The 15,532-nt window shown below is 69.5% G+C and carries 13 protein-coding genes; 8 read left to right on the top strand and 5 right to left on the bottom strand.

Annotated elements, in window-relative coordinates; genetic code table 11:
* Nucleotides 1-524 precede the first annotated feature (524 nt).
* The gene (locus ACN20J_RS33335; RefSeq protein WP_189845584.1) at nt 525-1,910 is read right to left on the bottom strand and encodes a cation:dicarboxylate symporter family transporter; all 1,386 of its coding nucleotides are present in this window, start codon (nt 1,908-1,910) and stop codon (nt 525-527) included.
* Nucleotides 1,911-2,054: 144 nt separating this feature from the next.
* Between ACN20J_RS33335 and ACN20J_RS33330 the strand changes: the two genes are divergently transcribed.
* Complete coding sequence (locus ACN20J_RS33330) at nt 2,055-3,791, top strand: sensor histidine kinase (protein WP_189845583.1); 1,737 nt, start codon at nt 2,055-2,057, stop codon at nt 3,789-3,791.
* Nucleotides 3,788-4,480, top strand: coding sequence for a response regulator (locus tag ACN20J_RS33325; protein WP_189845582.1), 693 nt, complete (start codon nt 3,788-3,790; stop codon nt 4,478-4,480). Before ACN20J_RS33330 ends, ACN20J_RS33325 begins: the two co-directional genes overlap by 4 nt.
* A 51-nt stretch (nt 4,481-4,531) precedes the next feature.
* Here the strand turns inward: ACN20J_RS33325 and ACN20J_RS33320 are convergent, their stop codons facing one another.
* The gene (locus tag ACN20J_RS33320; RefSeq protein WP_419667429.1) at nt 4,532-5,083 is read right to left on the bottom strand and encodes a hypothetical protein; all 552 of its coding nucleotides are present in this window, start codon (nt 5,081-5,083) and stop codon (nt 4,532-4,534) included.
* 189 nt (nt 5,084-5,272) lie between these two features.
* Here ACN20J_RS33320 and ACN20J_RS33315 point away from each other — a divergent pair, with 189 nt between their 5' ends.
* The 3 genes from ACN20J_RS33315 (at nt 5,273) to ACN20J_RS33305 (ending at nt 8,502) form a co-directional block, all read left to right on the top strand.
* Complete coding sequence (locus tag ACN20J_RS33315; protein ID WP_190232117.1) at nt 5,273-6,640, top strand: extracellular solute-binding protein; 1,368 nt, start codon at nt 5,273-5,275, stop codon at nt 6,638-6,640.
* A gap of 64 nt (nt 6,641-6,704) precedes the next feature.
* A complete protein-coding gene (locus tag ACN20J_RS33310) occupies nt 6,705-7,655 on the top strand; it encodes a carbohydrate ABC transporter permease (RefSeq protein ID WP_364197452.1) in 951 nt (316 codons plus the stop codon).
* A gap of 1 nt (nt 7,656) precedes the next feature.
* Nucleotides 7,657-8,502 (top strand): carbohydrate ABC transporter permease, encoded by an 846-nt coding sequence (locus tag ACN20J_RS33305; RefSeq protein WP_189845578.1) that lies wholly within the window; start codon nt 7,657-7,659, stop codon nt 8,500-8,502.
* A 21-nt stretch (nt 8,503-8,523) separates the two neighbouring features.
* Here ACN20J_RS33305 and ACN20J_RS33300 read toward each other — a convergent pair whose 3' ends face one another.
* Both ACN20J_RS33300 and ACN20J_RS33295 read right to left on the bottom strand, forming a co-directional pair.
* The gene (locus ACN20J_RS33300; protein WP_419667428.1) at nt 8,524-9,048 is read right to left on the bottom strand and encodes a hypothetical protein; all 525 of its coding nucleotides are present in this window, start codon (nt 9,046-9,048) and stop codon (nt 8,524-8,526) included.
* Between the two features lie 121 nt (nt 9,049-9,169).
* A complete protein-coding gene (locus tag ACN20J_RS33295) occupies nt 9,170-9,628 on the bottom strand; it encodes a PPOX class F420-dependent oxidoreductase (RefSeq protein WP_361922183.1) in 459 nt (152 codons plus the stop codon).
* A 202-nt stretch (nt 9,629-9,830) separates the two neighbouring features.
* On the opposite strand from ACN20J_RS33295, the gene ACN20J_RS33290 reads away from it, so the two are divergent.
* Nucleotides 9,831-10,544, top strand: coding sequence for an XRE family transcriptional regulator (locus ACN20J_RS33290; RefSeq protein ID WP_419667427.1), 714 nt, complete (start codon nt 9,831-9,833; stop codon nt 10,542-10,544).
* A gap of 309 nt (nt 10,545-10,853) precedes the next feature.
* Here ACN20J_RS33290 and ACN20J_RS33285 read toward each other — a convergent pair whose 3' ends face one another.
* Nucleotides 10,854-11,879, bottom strand: coding sequence for an ATP-dependent 6-phosphofructokinase (locus ACN20J_RS33285; protein WP_189845575.1), 1,026 nt, complete (start codon nt 11,877-11,879; stop codon nt 10,854-10,856).
* Nucleotides 11,880-12,154: 275 nt separating this feature from the next.
* Between ACN20J_RS33285 and pta the strand changes: the two genes are divergently transcribed.
* Both pta and ACN20J_RS33275 read left to right on the top strand, forming a co-directional pair.
* Nucleotides 12,155-14,275, top strand: a complete 2,121-nt coding sequence (gene pta / locus ACN20J_RS33280; protein WP_419667426.1) for a phosphate acetyltransferase — start codon at nt 12,155-12,157, stop codon at nt 14,273-14,275.
* Nucleotides 14,272-15,492 (top strand): acetate kinase, encoded by a 1,221-nt coding sequence (locus ACN20J_RS33275; protein ID WP_361922187.1) that lies wholly within the window; start codon nt 14,272-14,274, stop codon nt 15,490-15,492. The genes pta and ACN20J_RS33275 overlap by 4 nt, the downstream gene beginning before the upstream one ends.
* Nucleotides 15,493-15,532 lie beyond the last annotated feature (40 nt).

The following is a 15,532-nucleotide window of genomic DNA, read 5'->3' as shown; positions in this document are numbered from 1 at the left end:
CATCTAGGTCCGTCGTCGCTGAGGTCGCGCAGTTCCCCGCGCCCCTGAGGGGGCATGCGCCGAGGCCCGTACGTACATCTAGGTCCGTCGTCGCTGAGGTCGCGCAGTTCCCCGCGCCCCTGAGGGGGCATGCGCCGAGGCCCGTACGTACGCCTCGGTCCGTCGTCGCTGGAGTCGCGGCGTTCCCCGCGCCCCTGAGGGGGCGTGCGTCAAGGCCGGTGCGTATGTCTCGGCCCTCTTGGGCTGGGCGCGGCGTTCCCCGCGCCCCTTGCGGGGCGGGGCGCGCCTGGGCCGTCTGCGCCCTTAGGGGCGCGGGGAACTGCGCACCCGGCCGCAACCCACCCGCACCCTGCGACCCACTCCCGCCCGCCCAAAAGCCACCGGCCGGTGGGCCCGGTCGGGGAGGACCGGGGCCACCGGCCGGTGGCCGGGGTGCTGCGGGGTGAGCGGAGCGACCGGGCGGCTGAGCGACGGGGGATGCACCCAGCCGCCCGGAGTTCTGGGACGGGGCCCGGGCCCGGGGGCTAGGCCTTCGCCAGGGTCTTGTCCTCCGGCTGGTCCGGGACCTCCGCCGGGGCGGGAGCGGAACCGTGGCCGTCGTCCAGGAGGGTCGTCTCGTCGAAGGGCAGCTGACCCGCGAGCACCTGGTCGACGCGGCCCTTGTCGATCTCCTTGGTCCACGTACCGATCAGAACCGTGGCGACGGCGTTGCCGGCGAAGTTCGTCAGGGCGCGGGCCTCGCTCATGAAGCGGTCGATGCCGACGATCAGGCCGATGCCGTCCACCAGGGCCGGCTTGTGGGACGCGAGGCCGCCCGCCAGGGTGGCCAGACCCGCTCCGGTGACACCCGCCGCGCCCTTGGAGGCGACCAGCAGGAAGAGGAGCAGCGGAATCTGCTCGCTCACCGACATCGGCGTACCCATGGCGTCGGCGATGAACAGCGAGGCCATGGTCATGTAGATCATGGTGCCGTCGAGGTTGAAGGAGTAACCGGTCGGGACGGTGATGCCGACGACCGGCTTGCTGACACCCAGGTGCTCCATCTTCGCGATGAGCCGCGGCAGCGCGGACTCGGAGGAGGAGGTCGACAGGATCAGCAGGAACTCACGGCCCAGGTACCTGAAGAGCGTGAGGATGTTGAGACCCGCGACGATCCGCAGCATCGTGCCGAGCACGATGAAGACGAAGAGGAAACAGGTGACGTAGAAGCCGAGCATCAGGACGGCGAGGCTCTTGAGCGCGTCCAGACCCGCCGAGCCGGTGACCGCCGCCATCGCGCCGAACGCACCGATGGGCGCCGCCCACATCACCATGGCGAGGATGCGGAAGACGAGGCGCTGGATGTGCTCGACGCCGCGCAGAATCGGCGCACCGGAGGAACCCATGGCCTGGAGCGCGAAGCCGGCGAGCAGCGCGACGAGCAGGGTCTGCAGGACCTCGCCGCCGGTGAAGGCGGAGACGATCGTCGTCGGGATGATCCCGAGCAGGAACTCCTCGGTGTTCTTGGCCTCGGTGACCTGGCCCTGGCCGGCGTCCTTGATCGCGTCGGTCACCGCGAGGCCCGTGCCGGGCTCCAGGATGTTGCCGACGACCAGGCCGATGGCGAGGGCGACGAACGACATGACCACGAAGTAGCCGAGCGCGATGCCGCCCACCGCGCCGACCTTGGCGGCCTTCCGTACCGAGCCGATGCCCAGCACGATCGTGCAGAAGATGATCGGCGAGATCATCATCTTGATCAGGTTCACGAAGCCGGTACCGATGGGCTTCAGCTCGACCGCGAAGTCGGGAGCGATCAGGCCCACGGCGATGCCGGCGGCCACGGCGGCGATCACCGCGATGTACAGGTAGTGGGTGCGGTCCCGCTTGGCAGCGGGAGCGGCAGGTGCCGTATTCGATGTACTGGTCACGGCTGCCCTCCTTGACGACGTCGTCGGCATCATCCGGCGTGCGGCTCACGTCCGGGGGTTGTCGGTGACTATCTCCCGCCTTGTGAGGCCGGTCACCCTTCCGTTCATTTAGTTCATGCTGATCCGGAGGGGCAGACTGTTTCCATGCGCCTCCCCCGTGCTCCACGCCCCCGCAGCCTGGCAGGTCAGCTGTTCGCCATGCAGGCTGTGCTTGTCGCGGTCGTGGTCGCGGGCTGTGCGCTCTTCACCTACATCAGTGACCGGAGTCAGGCGGAGGACGCGGCGGGCCGCCAGGCCATGGCGGTGGCCCGGTCGGTCGCGGACTCGCCGTCCGTGCGGGAGGCCATCCGTACGGACGATCCGACGAAGACGCTGCAGCCGTACGCGACGTCGGTGCAGCGTGACGCCCAGGTGGACTTCGTCACGATCATGAATCCGGACGGCATCCGCTGGACCCACCCCAACAAGGACCTGATCGGCAAGCACTTCCTCGGCAACACGCAGCGGGCGCTCCTCGGTCATCCCTTCACCGAGACGTACACGGGCACCCTCGGCGAGTCCGTGCGGGCCGTCACGCCGATATACGACAACGACCGCATCGTCGGCCTGGTCAGCGCGGGTATCAAGGTCGACGAGATCAGTCAGCGGGTCGAGGGCCAGGTGCAGGCCCTGTTCGGCGTCGCGGCGGCTGCCCTGGCCCTGGGGGCCGTGGGTACGTACGTCATAAACGCCCGGCTGCGCCGCTCCACGCACGGGATGAACGCGGCCGAGCTCAGCCGGATGCACGACTACCACGAGGCCGCGCTGCACGCCGTGCGCGAGGGGCTGCTGATGCTGGACGGGCAGTTCCGCGTGGCGCTGATCAACGACGGTGGGCGCGAGCTGCTCGATGTGACCGACGACGTGGTGGGCCGTTCGGTGGCGGACATCGGTCTGCCGACGCCTCTGACGGGGGCCCTGCTGTCCGGTGAGCCGCGCGTGGACGAGGTGCATCTGACCGACTCGCGGGTGCTCGTCGTGAACACCTCGCCGGTGTCGGGCGGCGAGCGCCGGGGCACGGTCGTGACACTGCGCGATGTGACCGAACTGCAGTCCCTGATGGGCGAGTTGGACTCCGAGCGCGGTTTCACCACGGCCCTGCGCTCGCAGGCGCACGAGGCGGCGAACCGCCTCCACACCGTCGTCTCCCTCATCGAGCTGGACCGCGCCGAGGAGGCCGTCGACTTCGCCACGGCCGAGCTGGAGCTGGCCCAGGCTCTGACCGACCAGGTCGTCGCGGCGGTCAGCGAGCCGGTGCTGGCCGCGCTGCTCCTGGGCAAGACGGCCCAGGCGAACGAGCGCGGCGTCGAGCTGCTGGTCTCCGAGGACAGCAGCATCGACGACGGCCTGCTCCCGGAGTCCCTGCCCTCCCGTGACCTGGTGACGGTCCTCGGCAACCTGATCGACAACGCCGTGGACGCGGCGCAGGGCTCGGTCGGCGCCCGGGTCACGGTCACGGCCATCGCGGACGCGGAGGGGCTGGTCCTGCGGGTCGTCGACACCGGTACGGGCGTGGACCCGGCCCACGCGGAGGCGGTCTTCCAGCGCGGCTGGTCCACCAAGCCCGCGGGGCCCGGCGGGCGGGGGCTGGGCCTGGCCCTCGTACGGCAGGCGGTGGCCCGGCACGACGGGACACTGACCGTGACGGAGGCCCCGGGCGGCGGCGCGTCCTTCGAGGTGCGGCTGCCGCTGCCGACGGCGGCGCGTGGGAGGACTAAGGTCCACGCCGGGCCCGAGTCCGGGTCAGGGGCCGTGGACGGGTCTGGGGACGGGTCCGGCGGCGGTCCTGGGTTCACGCATGAGCCCGCGCCCGAGCCGACGCCGCACGGAGGCACCGTATGAGCACGCCTTCCCCCTCGCGGGACATCCGCGTCCTGGTCGTCGAGGACGACCCCGTCGCGGCGGACGCGCATGTCCTGTACGTGGGGCGGGTGCCCGGTTTCACGGCCGTCGGCAAGGCCCACACGGGCGCGGAGGCCCGCCGGGCGCTGGACCGTATGCCCGTGGACCTGCTCCTCCTGGACCTCCACCTGCCGGACGTGCACGGCCTGCAGCTGGCCCGCTCGCTGCGCGCCGCCGGGCATCACGCGGACGTCATCGCGGTGACCTCGGCGCGCGACCTGACGGTGGTGCGGGAGGGGGTGTCGCTCGGAGTGGTGCAGTACGTACTGAAACCGTTCACTTTCGCCACCCTCCGTGACCGCCTGGTGCGCTACGCCGAGTTCCACGCGGCGGCCGGCGAGGCCAGCGGCCAGGACGAGGTCGACCGCGCCCTCGCCACCCTCCGGGCCCCCGGGCCGGCGGCCCTGCCCAAAGGGCTCAGCGCACCCACCCTGGAGCGGGTCACCCGGGCCCTGCGCGACTCCGACGAGGGCCTGACCGCGACGGGCGTCGCCGAGGCCGTCGGCATCTCCCGGATCACGGCCCGGCGCTATCTGGAGCATCTGGTGGACGCGGGGCGAGCGGGGCGCAGCCCTCAGTACGGGCAGGTGGGGAGACCGGAGCTGCAGTACCGGTGGGTGAAGGGCTAGCCGGACGGGGTCCTCGTACCCAAGAGGTACGTCAGTCATCAGGTACGCCAGTCATCGCCGCCCCGAGCCGAACACCCCGGCGTACAGCACCACTTGGACCGCGAGCCCGACCACCACCAGTGCTTCGAGCACGGACAGCACCAGCAGTCCCCAGCCGACCTGCCCGCCGGCCCAGTACACGACGAGGCCCGCCAACGGCACCGCGCAGAAGGCCAGTAGGTCGACCCCGCACTGGATGGTCTTGCGTGATGTGCGGCGGGTGTCGGTGCGGTGCGCGGTCTCCCAGCCGAAGGCCGACGACCGCTCGATCTGTGCGAGGCCGGCCAGCCGAGGGCCCAAGTCGCCCCGCACATAGGCCCCGATCGCCGAGATCTTCTCGTCGTTGACGAGGTAGGTCCACCCGAGGACGACGCACACGGGCGGAAGCGCCAGCAGCATGGAGGTCTGTCCGGACTGTGCGGAGGCGGCGGCCACGGCGGCCACGACCGCGAGCGTCACGTACAGCAGGTTGTCGCGGAACCCGATACGTGCCTTCTGCTCGTCCTTTACGCTCTGGTACTCGGCCAGCATCAACTGGCCTACTGTCACGTCCTGTTCCGGCATTTCGCGCTCTCCTCCCGGCGCCCGACACCCCGCCGCGGGGGCGGCTCGGCAGTACCTTGAGTGTGCGCGACCGTACGCACTGTGGCGGACTGATCATGCAAAGTCATTGACCTGGCTGGACCAGCCCTCTTAGGTTCTCGTGCAGCCCAACCCGGCCACAAAGACGTCGGCCAGCAGGAGGTTGTACCCGTGCGCCCCACAGCCGTTCCACTTCTCCTCGCCACTCTGCTCACCGCCACCGCACTCAGTGCCTGTGGCAGCGAATCCGGAAGCGATCCGGACACGGTGAAGATCTCCTTCAAACAGTCGACGGACAACTCCATCAAGGTGATGGACACGTATCTCGCCGACATCAAGGACCAGTTCGAGAAGGCCAACCCCGGCAAGAGGGTGGAACTCGTCCCGATCAAGGCCCCGGACTCGGAGTACTACACGAAGCTCCAGCAGATGCTCCGCTCGCCGAAGACGGCCCCTGACCTGGTCTACGAGGACACGTTCCTCATCAACTCCGACATCACGAGCGGATACCTCAAGCCGCTGGACCCGTACCTCGCCAAGTGGGACGACTGGAGCCAGTTCATCGACACGGCGAAGGAGGCGGCGCAGGCCCAGGACGGGAAGACGTACGGCGTCCCGGACGGCACCGACACCCGGGGCCTCTGGTTCGACAAGGCGATATTCAAGAAGGCCGGGCTCCCCGCCGACTGGCAGCCGACGAACTGGGCGGACATCCTCGACGCGGCCCGCGCGATCAAGGCGAAGGTCCCCGGCGTCATCCCCATGAACATCTACACGGGCAAGCCCGCGGGTGAAGCGGCCACCATGCAGGGCTTCGAGATGCTCCTCTACGGGACGGCCAGCGGGGCCAACGAGAGTCCCCTCTACGACCCGGCGTCCAAGAAGTGGATCACGGGGAGCCAGGGCTTCAAGGACTCTCTCGAATTCGTCGAGACGGTCTTCAAGGAGAAGCTCGGCCCGGACGTCTCGGACGCCCTCGACCCCAACATCGCGACCAGGGTCCGCGGCGAGTTCCTCCCCGAGGGCAAGCTCGGCATCAACCTCGACGGCTCCTGGCTCCCGCAGGACTGGCTGGAGGGCAGCGGCCACGAATGGCCGGAGTGGTCCGAGAAGCTGGGCCTCGCGTACATGCCGACGCAGACCGGCCAGGCGCCGAGCAAGGTGAGCATGTCGGGCGGCTGGACCTGGGCGATCCCGAGCAAGGCGGGCAACCCCGACCTGGCCTTCGAGTTCATCAAGACGATGCAGACGAAGGAGAACGCCCAGAAGTGGTACATCGCCAACTCCGGCATCTCGGTGCGCACGGACGTGGCGGAGGACCCGGCGTATGTGAAGGCGCAGCCCGGCATCAAGTTCTTCACGGACCTGGTGGCCAGCACGCACTACCGCCCCGCGTATCCCGCGTACCCGAAGGTCTCGACGGCCATCCAGGAGGCGATGGAGGGCGTGACGACGGGCGACAGCTCGGTCGAGGAGGCGGCGAAGGGGTACGACGAGGAGCTGAAGACGGCCACGGACAACCAGGTCATCGAGAAATGACCGGGGCTCGGAAGCACTTGGGCCCGGCCGCACCAGGGGGCGAGTGAGAAATGATCAGCCGCTCATGACCTCCGCACCTCCGGCGGGCCCCGGCGTGGTGAAGACCGCGCCGGGCCCGACCGCCCTGCCGCCGCCCACGTCCGCCGGCCGCCGCGATGTCCGCCGTGCGTTGACGCGCGTGCTGCCGCTCTCCCCCGCCGTCGTCCTTCTGGTCCTGTTCCTCGCCGGCCCCATCGCGTACTGCGCGTACATCGCCTTCACGGATCTCCAGCTCACCGGCCAGGCCGAGTCGTCGTTCATCGGCTTCGACAACTTCCGGGCCGCGTTCAAGGACGACGCGTTCCTCAACGCCGTATGGCTGACGCTGGTGTTCACGGTGCTGAGTTCGCTGATCGGCCAGAACACGCTGGGCCTGACCCTGGCCGTACTGATGCAGCGGGCGTCGAAGCCGGTCCGTACGGTCACCGGCGGCATCGTGATCGCCGCCTGGGTGCTGCCGGAGGTCGTGGCGGGATTCCTGCTGTACGCCTTCTTCCGCCGCGAGGGCACGCTGAACGCCGTCCTTGACTGGCTCCATCTCCCGTCCCAGAACTGGCTGTTCACGCTTCCGATCCTCGCGGTGTCCTTCGCGAACGTCTGGCGGGGGACGGCCTTCTCGATGCTCGTCTACTCGGCGGCCCTGAACGAGATCCCGAAGGAGATCACGGAGGCCGCGGAGGTGGACGGCGCGGGCGGCTGGCGGCGGATGTGGCACATCACGCTGCCGATGATCCGCCGTTCCATCGGTACGAACCTGATGCTGAACACCCTGCAGACCCTCTCGGTCTTCGGTCTGATCTGGGTGATGACGAGAGGCGGCCCGGGAAACCGCAGCCAGACGCTCCCGCTCTTCATGTACGAACAGGCCTTCCAGAAAAGCATGATCGGCTACGGAACGGCCGTGGCCCTGCTCCTTCTGGTGGTCGGCTCGCTCTTCTCCCTGGTCTATATGCGCCTGCTGCGGACGGAGGTCTGACATGCCCGGCAGTACGACCCTGGCGACCCGCCGCAACAGCCGCCGCTACGCCGCCGACGCGGGCCTCCTCTTCGCGGCGGCCGCGTTCGTCCTTCCCCTCGCCTGGGTCCTCCTCTCCTCGGTGGACCCGAAGGCCGACCTGAAGGTGAAGGTCCCCGACGGCGTCACCCTCGACAACTTCGACGCCGTCCTGAAGCCGGACATCACGTTCACGCCCCTCCTCAACAGCCTGATCCTGTGCGGCGGGGCGACACTGCTGACGGTGGTCTGCGCGGCCCTGGCCGCCTACCCGCTGTCCCGTTTCCGCTCCCGCCTGAACCGCCCCTTCCTCCTGACGATCCTCTTCGCGACGAGCCTGCCGATCACCGCGATCATGGTTCCCGTGTACGCCCTGTTCGTCCAGGTCGACCTCATCGACACGATGCAGGGCACGATCTTCTTCTTCGCCGCGTCCCAACTGCCCTTCGCCATCTGGCTGATGAAGAACTTCATGGACGGCGTACCGAAGGAACTGGAGGAGGCGGCCTGGACGGACGGCGCGTCCTCCTTCCAGTCCCTCCTGCGGATCGTGCTCCCCCTGATGGGCCCCGGCGTCGCGGTGGTCACCGTCTTCTCGTTCGTCATGATGTGGGGCAACTTCTTCGTCCCCTTCATGCTCCTGCTGACCCCCGACCAGATGCCGGCATCGGTCAGCATCAACGACTTCTTCGGAAACCGGGGAACGGTCGTGTACGGGCAACTGGCCGCGTTCTCGATCATCTACTCGACACCGGTGGTTTTGTTGTACGTGTTGGTGGCGAGGCGGTTGGGCGGGGGGTTCGCGCTGGGTGGGGCGGTCAAGGGGTGACGGGCCTTCGCCTTCAAGCGGTCAGCCCACCGGCGAAGTGGCGAATTCGTGCCAGCTCGCGGCTGTGCGGCTGGTCTGCTTGAGGAGTCGGGCCGGTTCAGGCGGGGCGGGCCAGAACTGGAGGAGGTAGCGGTCGTCCGTCGGGGGCTCGTCGTCCTCTCGGACGTTCTTGCTCCGGCCGTCGTCCATGCCGGAGGCGGAGTACCGCACGCGGTAGTCGCGCTGCTCCAGGCCCAGCTCCCACCAGTCCTTCCCGTTCCACTGCCGCAGTGTCGTCTCCTGCGACACCGGCCGGAACGGGACCTCGACAATCTCTTCCCACGTCTCGTCCAGCTCGGGCCGGCCGTCATGCAACTCGGCGGTGAGGTCGACGCCGCCGATCCACAGACCGGTCAGCAGAAGCAGCGACCCGTCCGTCCCGGCCCCACAGAGCCCGACGCCCTCCTGCCCGGCGAAGGCGTCATGCAGGTCGCAGTCGCCCTCGCCGCTCTCCACGAAGATCTGCCCGTAGTCGACATGCACCTCGTCATCGACCAGCACCTTCATTGAACTCGCCTTCCCCTGGGCCGACTTGGTCCATGGATCCTGTCAGTCGGCACTGACAACGGGACGGGCAGACCCGCATCGAACGGAAGACGCGCCGGCGTCACCCGGCGGGTTCGGAAACCTAGGGAGCCTCGGAAGCCTCGGCAGTCTCGGGAAGCACCCCGGGTCGGAACTTCTCCACGCCCACCACATGCCGCACCCGCGTCGGCTGGATCAGGATCATCACGCGCCGCTCTCCCGGCAGCAGCCACGGATACCGGTCCTCGCCGATGTACTTCTGAGTGAGCCGGTCCATGGCCCGCTCGGCCACCTCGCCCTCGACGAAGCGGATGACCTGCCCCCGAATCTCCACCCGGTCGTAGGGGTTCTCGGTGTCGTGATGGGACAGAGAAACGAACGGATTGCGCCGAAGATTCTCCTCCTTCACGCGGCCCATTGACGTGTTGACCATGACGTACTCGTCTTCGAGGTCCGCCCACATTGGCGAGATCTGCGGCGCCCCGTCCGCGCCCACGGTCGCCAGATGCCAGAAGTTCGGCGCCAGCAGTCGCTCGCGAATATGCCCTTCGATCCTGCTCACGGCGCTTGCCACCCTCAATCCGTCCGTCCGGCTCGTCCGCACGAGCCCATGCCCGACATCCTGATCTCCACACCACCCGGCCACCAGCTGATCTTCGGCCACCCCGAACAGATCTCGGTCAGACATCCGAAACCGTAGGTTCGCACGATCCGTAATCCTGGCCGAACAGACCGTAGTCACCGCAGCCCCGCGCCCATACGTTGTGCGCGTGCACCAACCGTCGGCCCAACAGCCCACCCCGCCCTTCGACGCCCCGGCCGCCCGCAAGCTGCGTCTCGCCCTGCGCATGGGGCCCGAGCATGTCGCGTACGGCATGCAGGCCTCGTTCGGGCTCCCCTATGTGACCCCGGACCTGGTCGTCGCCTGGGAGCGCGGCATAGCCGCACCGAGCAACACCGAACTCACCGCGCTCGCGGGCGTGTTGTGGTGCTCGCCGGGCGATCTCATCGGCGCGCCGCGGACGTTGCGCGAGCACCGGATCGCGCGCGGTCTCGCGACCGAGGACGTCGCGCGCGCCGTGGGGCTCGAACTCCTCGCGTACGTACGGATGGAGGAGGCGGACGAGTGGCGCGGCAACGAGCGTCAGTCCTCGGCGCTCGCCGAGATACTGGACCTCTCCCTGGCCGACCTCGTCACGGTCACCGGCCACGAGACGAAGCTGGCGGAGATGCTGCGCAACGCGGTGACGACCCGCTGGCAGGCATACGTACGCCCGGTGGGCAAGCTGCTGCCGCTGGACCGGCGGCTCGTGGGTGATGTGCTGCGGGCCCTGCACACCGAGTACCAGGGGCAGATGGTGGCCACGCTGAGCTGGAGCGGCGGGGCGGCAGCCGGCGAGGCCGACGACGCGGGCCGGGACTTCCTGGACCGGATCGTCGACCGCTTCTGGTCGGTGGTCCAGCGCAACAGCGCCTGACAGCAGCTGAAAGCGGCGGACAGAGGGTGAAAGCGGCTGACAGCGGCTGCCGCGAAGCCCCGGTCGGGCCGACCCGTCCCGACCGCCCGGCAGACCCATGACGACCATCCGGGCAGAGCCATGACGACCGTCCGGGCAGACCCGAAAGGACCGTACGGGCAGACCCGAAAGGACCGCCCGGCAAACCCATGACGACCATCCGGGCAGACCCGAAAGGACCGTCCGGGCAGCCCCGCAACGACCGCCCGGGCAGGTCAGCTGCGACCGCCCGGACCTCCCCGCCGAAGCCCGCCCCGAACAACCGGCCCTCTAGAAGACCGACTCCGCCTCGTCCATCCGGTCCTTCGGGACCGTCTTGAGTTCGGTGGTCGCCTCCGCCAGCGGGACCATCACCACGTCCGTGCCGCGCAGCGCGGTCATCCGGCCGAAGTCGGAGCGGTGCGCGGCCTCGACCGCGTGCCATCCGAAGCGCGTCGCCAGCACCCGGTCGTACGCGGTCGGTGTGCCGCCGCGCTGGATGTGGCCGAGGATGACCGGCTTGGCCTCCTTGCCGAGGCGGCGCTCCAGTTCGTAGGCGAGCGCCGTGCCGATGCCCTGGAAGCGCTCGTGGCCGAACTGGTCGATCGCTCCGTGGCCGTAGTCCATGGTGCCCTCGGCGGGGTGGGCGCCCTCGGCGACACAGATGACGGCGAACTTCTTGCCGCGCGCGAAGCGTTCCTCGACCATCTTGACCAGGTCGGCCGGGTCGAAGGCCCGCTCGGGCAGGCAGATGCCGTGGGCGCCGGCGGCCATGCCGGACTCCAGGGCGATCCAGCCGGCGTGCCGGCCCATGACCTCGACGACCATCACCCGCTGGTGGGACTCGGCGGTCGTCTTGAGGCGGTCCATCGCCTCGGTGGCGACACCGACCGCGGTGTCGAACCCGAAGGTGCGGTCCGTCGAGGAGATGTCGTTGTCGATCGTCTTGGGGACGCCGACCACCGGCAGGCCCGCGTCCGACAGCATGCGCGCCGCCGTCAGGGTGCCCTCGCCGCCGATCGGGATCAGCACGTCGATGCCGAACTCGCGGGCCATGTCCTGCGCGTTCTCGCAGGCCTCGCGGAGCCGGTCGCGCTGGAGGCGGGAGGAGCCGAGGATGGTGCCGCCGCGGGCGAGGATGCCGCTGACGGCGTCCAGGTCGAGGCCCCGGTAGTGGCCTTCGAGCAGTCCCGCGTAACCGTCCTCGAAGCCGATGACCTCGTCTCCGTAGTTCGTGACGGCTCGGTGCACGACCGACCGGATCACTGCGTTCAGCCCCGGGCAGTCGCCGCCTGCGGTGAGAACTCCGATGCGCATCGTGCTGTGTCTCCTGCTCGCTGTTGGGCTGTTTCTCCTGTGGTACCTGAGAGCCAGTCCGATTGTTTCATGGGCGACAGGGGGGCGCTGTCCGCGCCCTTCGCGCCTGCGCACGCCCTCGGCGCGCCCCTCAAGCCCCCGCTCCCCCTCGGCGGAGCCGCCGTCCGCCCCTGCCGTGACGGGCGTCCTAACCAGGCCCGGAGGTATTGTCAAGAGGGCACAGCCGATGATAACGGCTGTCTTTTTACCGCTATCGGAGGAAACGGAGAGCACGCGTGACGCGCAGCGTGTACGTGACCGGGATCGACCGAGGAGACGGCCGCCAGGTCATCGAGCTGGGAGTCATGGAGCTCCTGACCCGCCAGGTCGACCGGGTGGGGGTGTTCCGCCCCCTCGTCCACGACGGGCCCGACCGTCTCTTCGAGCTGCTGCGGGCCCGCTACCGGCTGGCCCAGGACCCGGCGACGGTCTATGGCATGGACTACCACGAGGCGTCCGCGCTCCAGGCCGAGCAGGGCTCCGACGAGCTGATCTCGCAGCTCGTCGAACGCTTCCACCGGGTGGCCCGCGACTACGACGTCGTCCTCGTGCTCGGTACGGACTACGCGGACACGCAGTTCCCCGACGAGCTCGCGCTCAACGCCCGGCTGGCGAACGAGTTCGGCGCCGCCGTGATCCCGGTCGTGGGCGGCCGCAACCAGACCTCGGAGTCGGTGCTCGCGGAGACCCGCAACGCGTTCCGCGCCTACGACGGCCTCGGCTGCGACGTACTCGCGATGGTGGTGAACCGGGTCACCCCTGCCGACCGCGCCGAGATACACGAGCGGCTCGACAACCGCCTCCCCGTGCCGTGTTACGTGCTGCCGGACGAGCCCGCGCTCTCCGCGCCGACGGTCGCCCAGATCACCCACGCCCTCGGCGGCAAGGTGCTCCTCGGCGACGACTCGGGGCTCGCCCGCGACGCGCTGAACTTCGTCTTCGGCGGTGCCATGCTGCCGAACTTCCTGGGCGCGCTGACCCCGGGCTGCATGGTCGTCACGCCCGGCGACCGCGCCGACCTCGTGGTGGGCGCCCTCGCCGCGCACAGCGCCGGCACCCCGCCCATCGCGGGCGTCCTGCTCACTCTGAACGAGCGGCCGAGCGACCTCGTCCTGACCCTCGCCGCCCGCCTCGCGCCCGGCACCCCGGTGGTCGCGGTCGAGACCGGCTCCTTCCTCACCGCGTCCGAACTCTTCGGCATGGAAGGGAAGTTGAACGCGGCGACACCCCGCAAGGCGGAGCGGGCCCTCGGCCTCTTCGAGCGGTACGTCGACACCGGCGGCCTGCTGACGCGGGTCTCGGCGCCCAGCAGCGGCCGGGTCACGCCGATGATGTTCGAGCACAAGCTGCTGGAGCAGGCCCGCTCCGACAAGCGGCGCGTCGTGCTGCCCGAGGGCACCGAGGCCCGCGTCCTGCACGCCGCCGAGGTGCTGCTGCGCCGCGGTGTCTGCGACCTCACGCTGCTCGGCCCGGTCGACCAGATCCGCAAGAAGGCGGCCGACCTCGGCGTCGACCTCGGGGGCGCCCAGCTGATCGACCCGCAGACCTCCGAGCTGCGCGACCGCTTCGCCGAGAAGTACGCCCAGCTCCGGGCCCACAAGGGCGTGTCCGTCGAGCTCGCGTACGACGTCGTGTCGGACGTGAACTACTTCGGCACGCTGATGGTCCAGGAGGGCCTCGCCGACGGCATGGTGTCCGGGTCCGTGCACTCCACGGCGGCCACCATCCGCCCGGCCTTCGAGATCATCAAGACCAAGCCCGACGCTTCCATCGTCTCCTCGGTCTTCTTCATGTGCCTGGCCGACAAGGTCCTCGTGTACGGCGACTGCGCGGTCAACCCCGACCCGAACGCCGAGCAGTTGGCCGACATCGCCATCCAGTCGGCCGCCACCGCCGAGCAGTTCGGGGTCGAGCCGCGGATCGCGATGCTGTCGTACTCGACCGGCACGTCCGGCTCGGGCGCGGACGTCGACAAGGTGCGCACGGCCACCGAGCTGGTCCGCTCGCGCCGCGACGACCTGAAGATCGAGGGGCCGATCCAGTACGACGCCGCCGTGGAGCCGACCGTCGCGGCCACCAAGCTGCCGGGGTCGGAGGTCGCGGGACAGGCGTCCGTGCTGATCTTCCCGGACCTCAACACCGGCAACAACACGTACAAGGCCGTGCAGCGTTCGGCCGGCGCGATCGCCGTCGGGCCGGTCCTCCAGGGCCTGCGCAAGCCGGTCAACGACCTGTCCCGCGGCGCCCTGGTCGGGGACATCGTGAACACCGTCGCCATCACGGCGATCCAGGCCCAGGCCGCCCAGCAGGCCCCCGCCCCCTCCACGTCCCCGACACAGAAGGCCTCCGCCCAGTGACCGCCACCCGCGTCCTCGTCCTCAACTCCGGCTCCTCGTCGGTGAAGTACCAGCTGCTCGACATGAGCGACAGCAGCCGGCTGGCGGTCGGGCTCGTCGAGCGCATCGGCGAGGAGACCTCCCGGCTGAAGCACACGCCCCTCGCCACCGGCGAGACCCGCGAGACGACCGGGCCGATCGCAGACCACGACGCCGCCCTGAAGGCCGTCGCCGAGGAGCTGGCCAAGGACGGGCTCGGTCTGGACTCCCCCGAACTGGCCGCGATCGGCCACCGGGTCGTACACGGCGGCAAGACCTTCACCGAGCCGACCGTCATCGACGACGCCGTCCTCGCCGAGATCGAGCGCCTCATCCCGGTGGCGCCCCTGCACAACCCGGCCAACCTCACGGGAATCCGTACCGCGCAGGCCCTGCGCCCGGACCTCCCGCAGGTCGCCGTCTTCGACACGGCCTTCCACACGACGATGCCGGAGGCCGCGGCCCGCTACGCGATCGACGTGAAGACCGCCGACGAGTACCGCATCCGCCGGTACGGCTTCCACGGCACCTCGCACGCGTACGTGTCCCGCGCGACCGCCGAGTTGCTCGGCAAGTCACCGGAGGAGGTGAACGTGATCGTGCTGCACCTCGGCAACGGCGCCTCGGCGTCGGCGGTCGAGAAGGGCCGGTGCGTGGACACCTCCATGGGGCTGACGCCCTTGGAGGGGCTCGTGATGGGTACGCGCTCCGGTGACATGGATCCCGCGGTCATCTTCCATTTGATGCGTGTTGGCGGGATGTCCACGGACGAGATCGACACTCTTCTCAACAAGAGGAGCGGTCTGATCGGCCTGTGCGGCGACAACGACATGCGGGAGATCCGCCGCCGCATCGACGAAGGCACCGAGGACGCCGCACAGGCCCAGCTCGCCTTCGACATCTACATACACAGACTCAAGAAGTACATCGGCGCGTACTACGCGGTGCTCGGCCATGTCGACGCGGTGGCCTTCACGGCGGGCGTCGGTGAGAACGCCGCCCCCGTGCGCGAGGCCGCGATCGCGGGCCTTCAGGCGCTGGGCCTGGCGGTCGACGACGAGCTGAACGCCGTACGGTCCGGCGAGCCGCGCCTGATCTCGCCCGAGGGCGCGCGGGTCGCGGTGGCCGTCGTACCGACCGACGAGGAACTGGAGATCGCCGACCAGACCTACGCACTCGTGAGGAACGGGAACGCCTGAGGAGCCGCCGGGGAGCAGCCGACGAGCCGCTCGAAGAGAG

Source organism: Streptomyces sp. 2-1 (assembly GCF_048564895.1).
In the GTDB taxonomy this organism is placed as follows: domain Bacteria; phylum Actinomycetota; class Actinomycetes; order Streptomycetales; family Streptomycetaceae; genus Streptomyces; species Streptomyces phaeochromogenes.
This window is presented reverse-complemented; position numbering and strand designations above follow the sequence as displayed.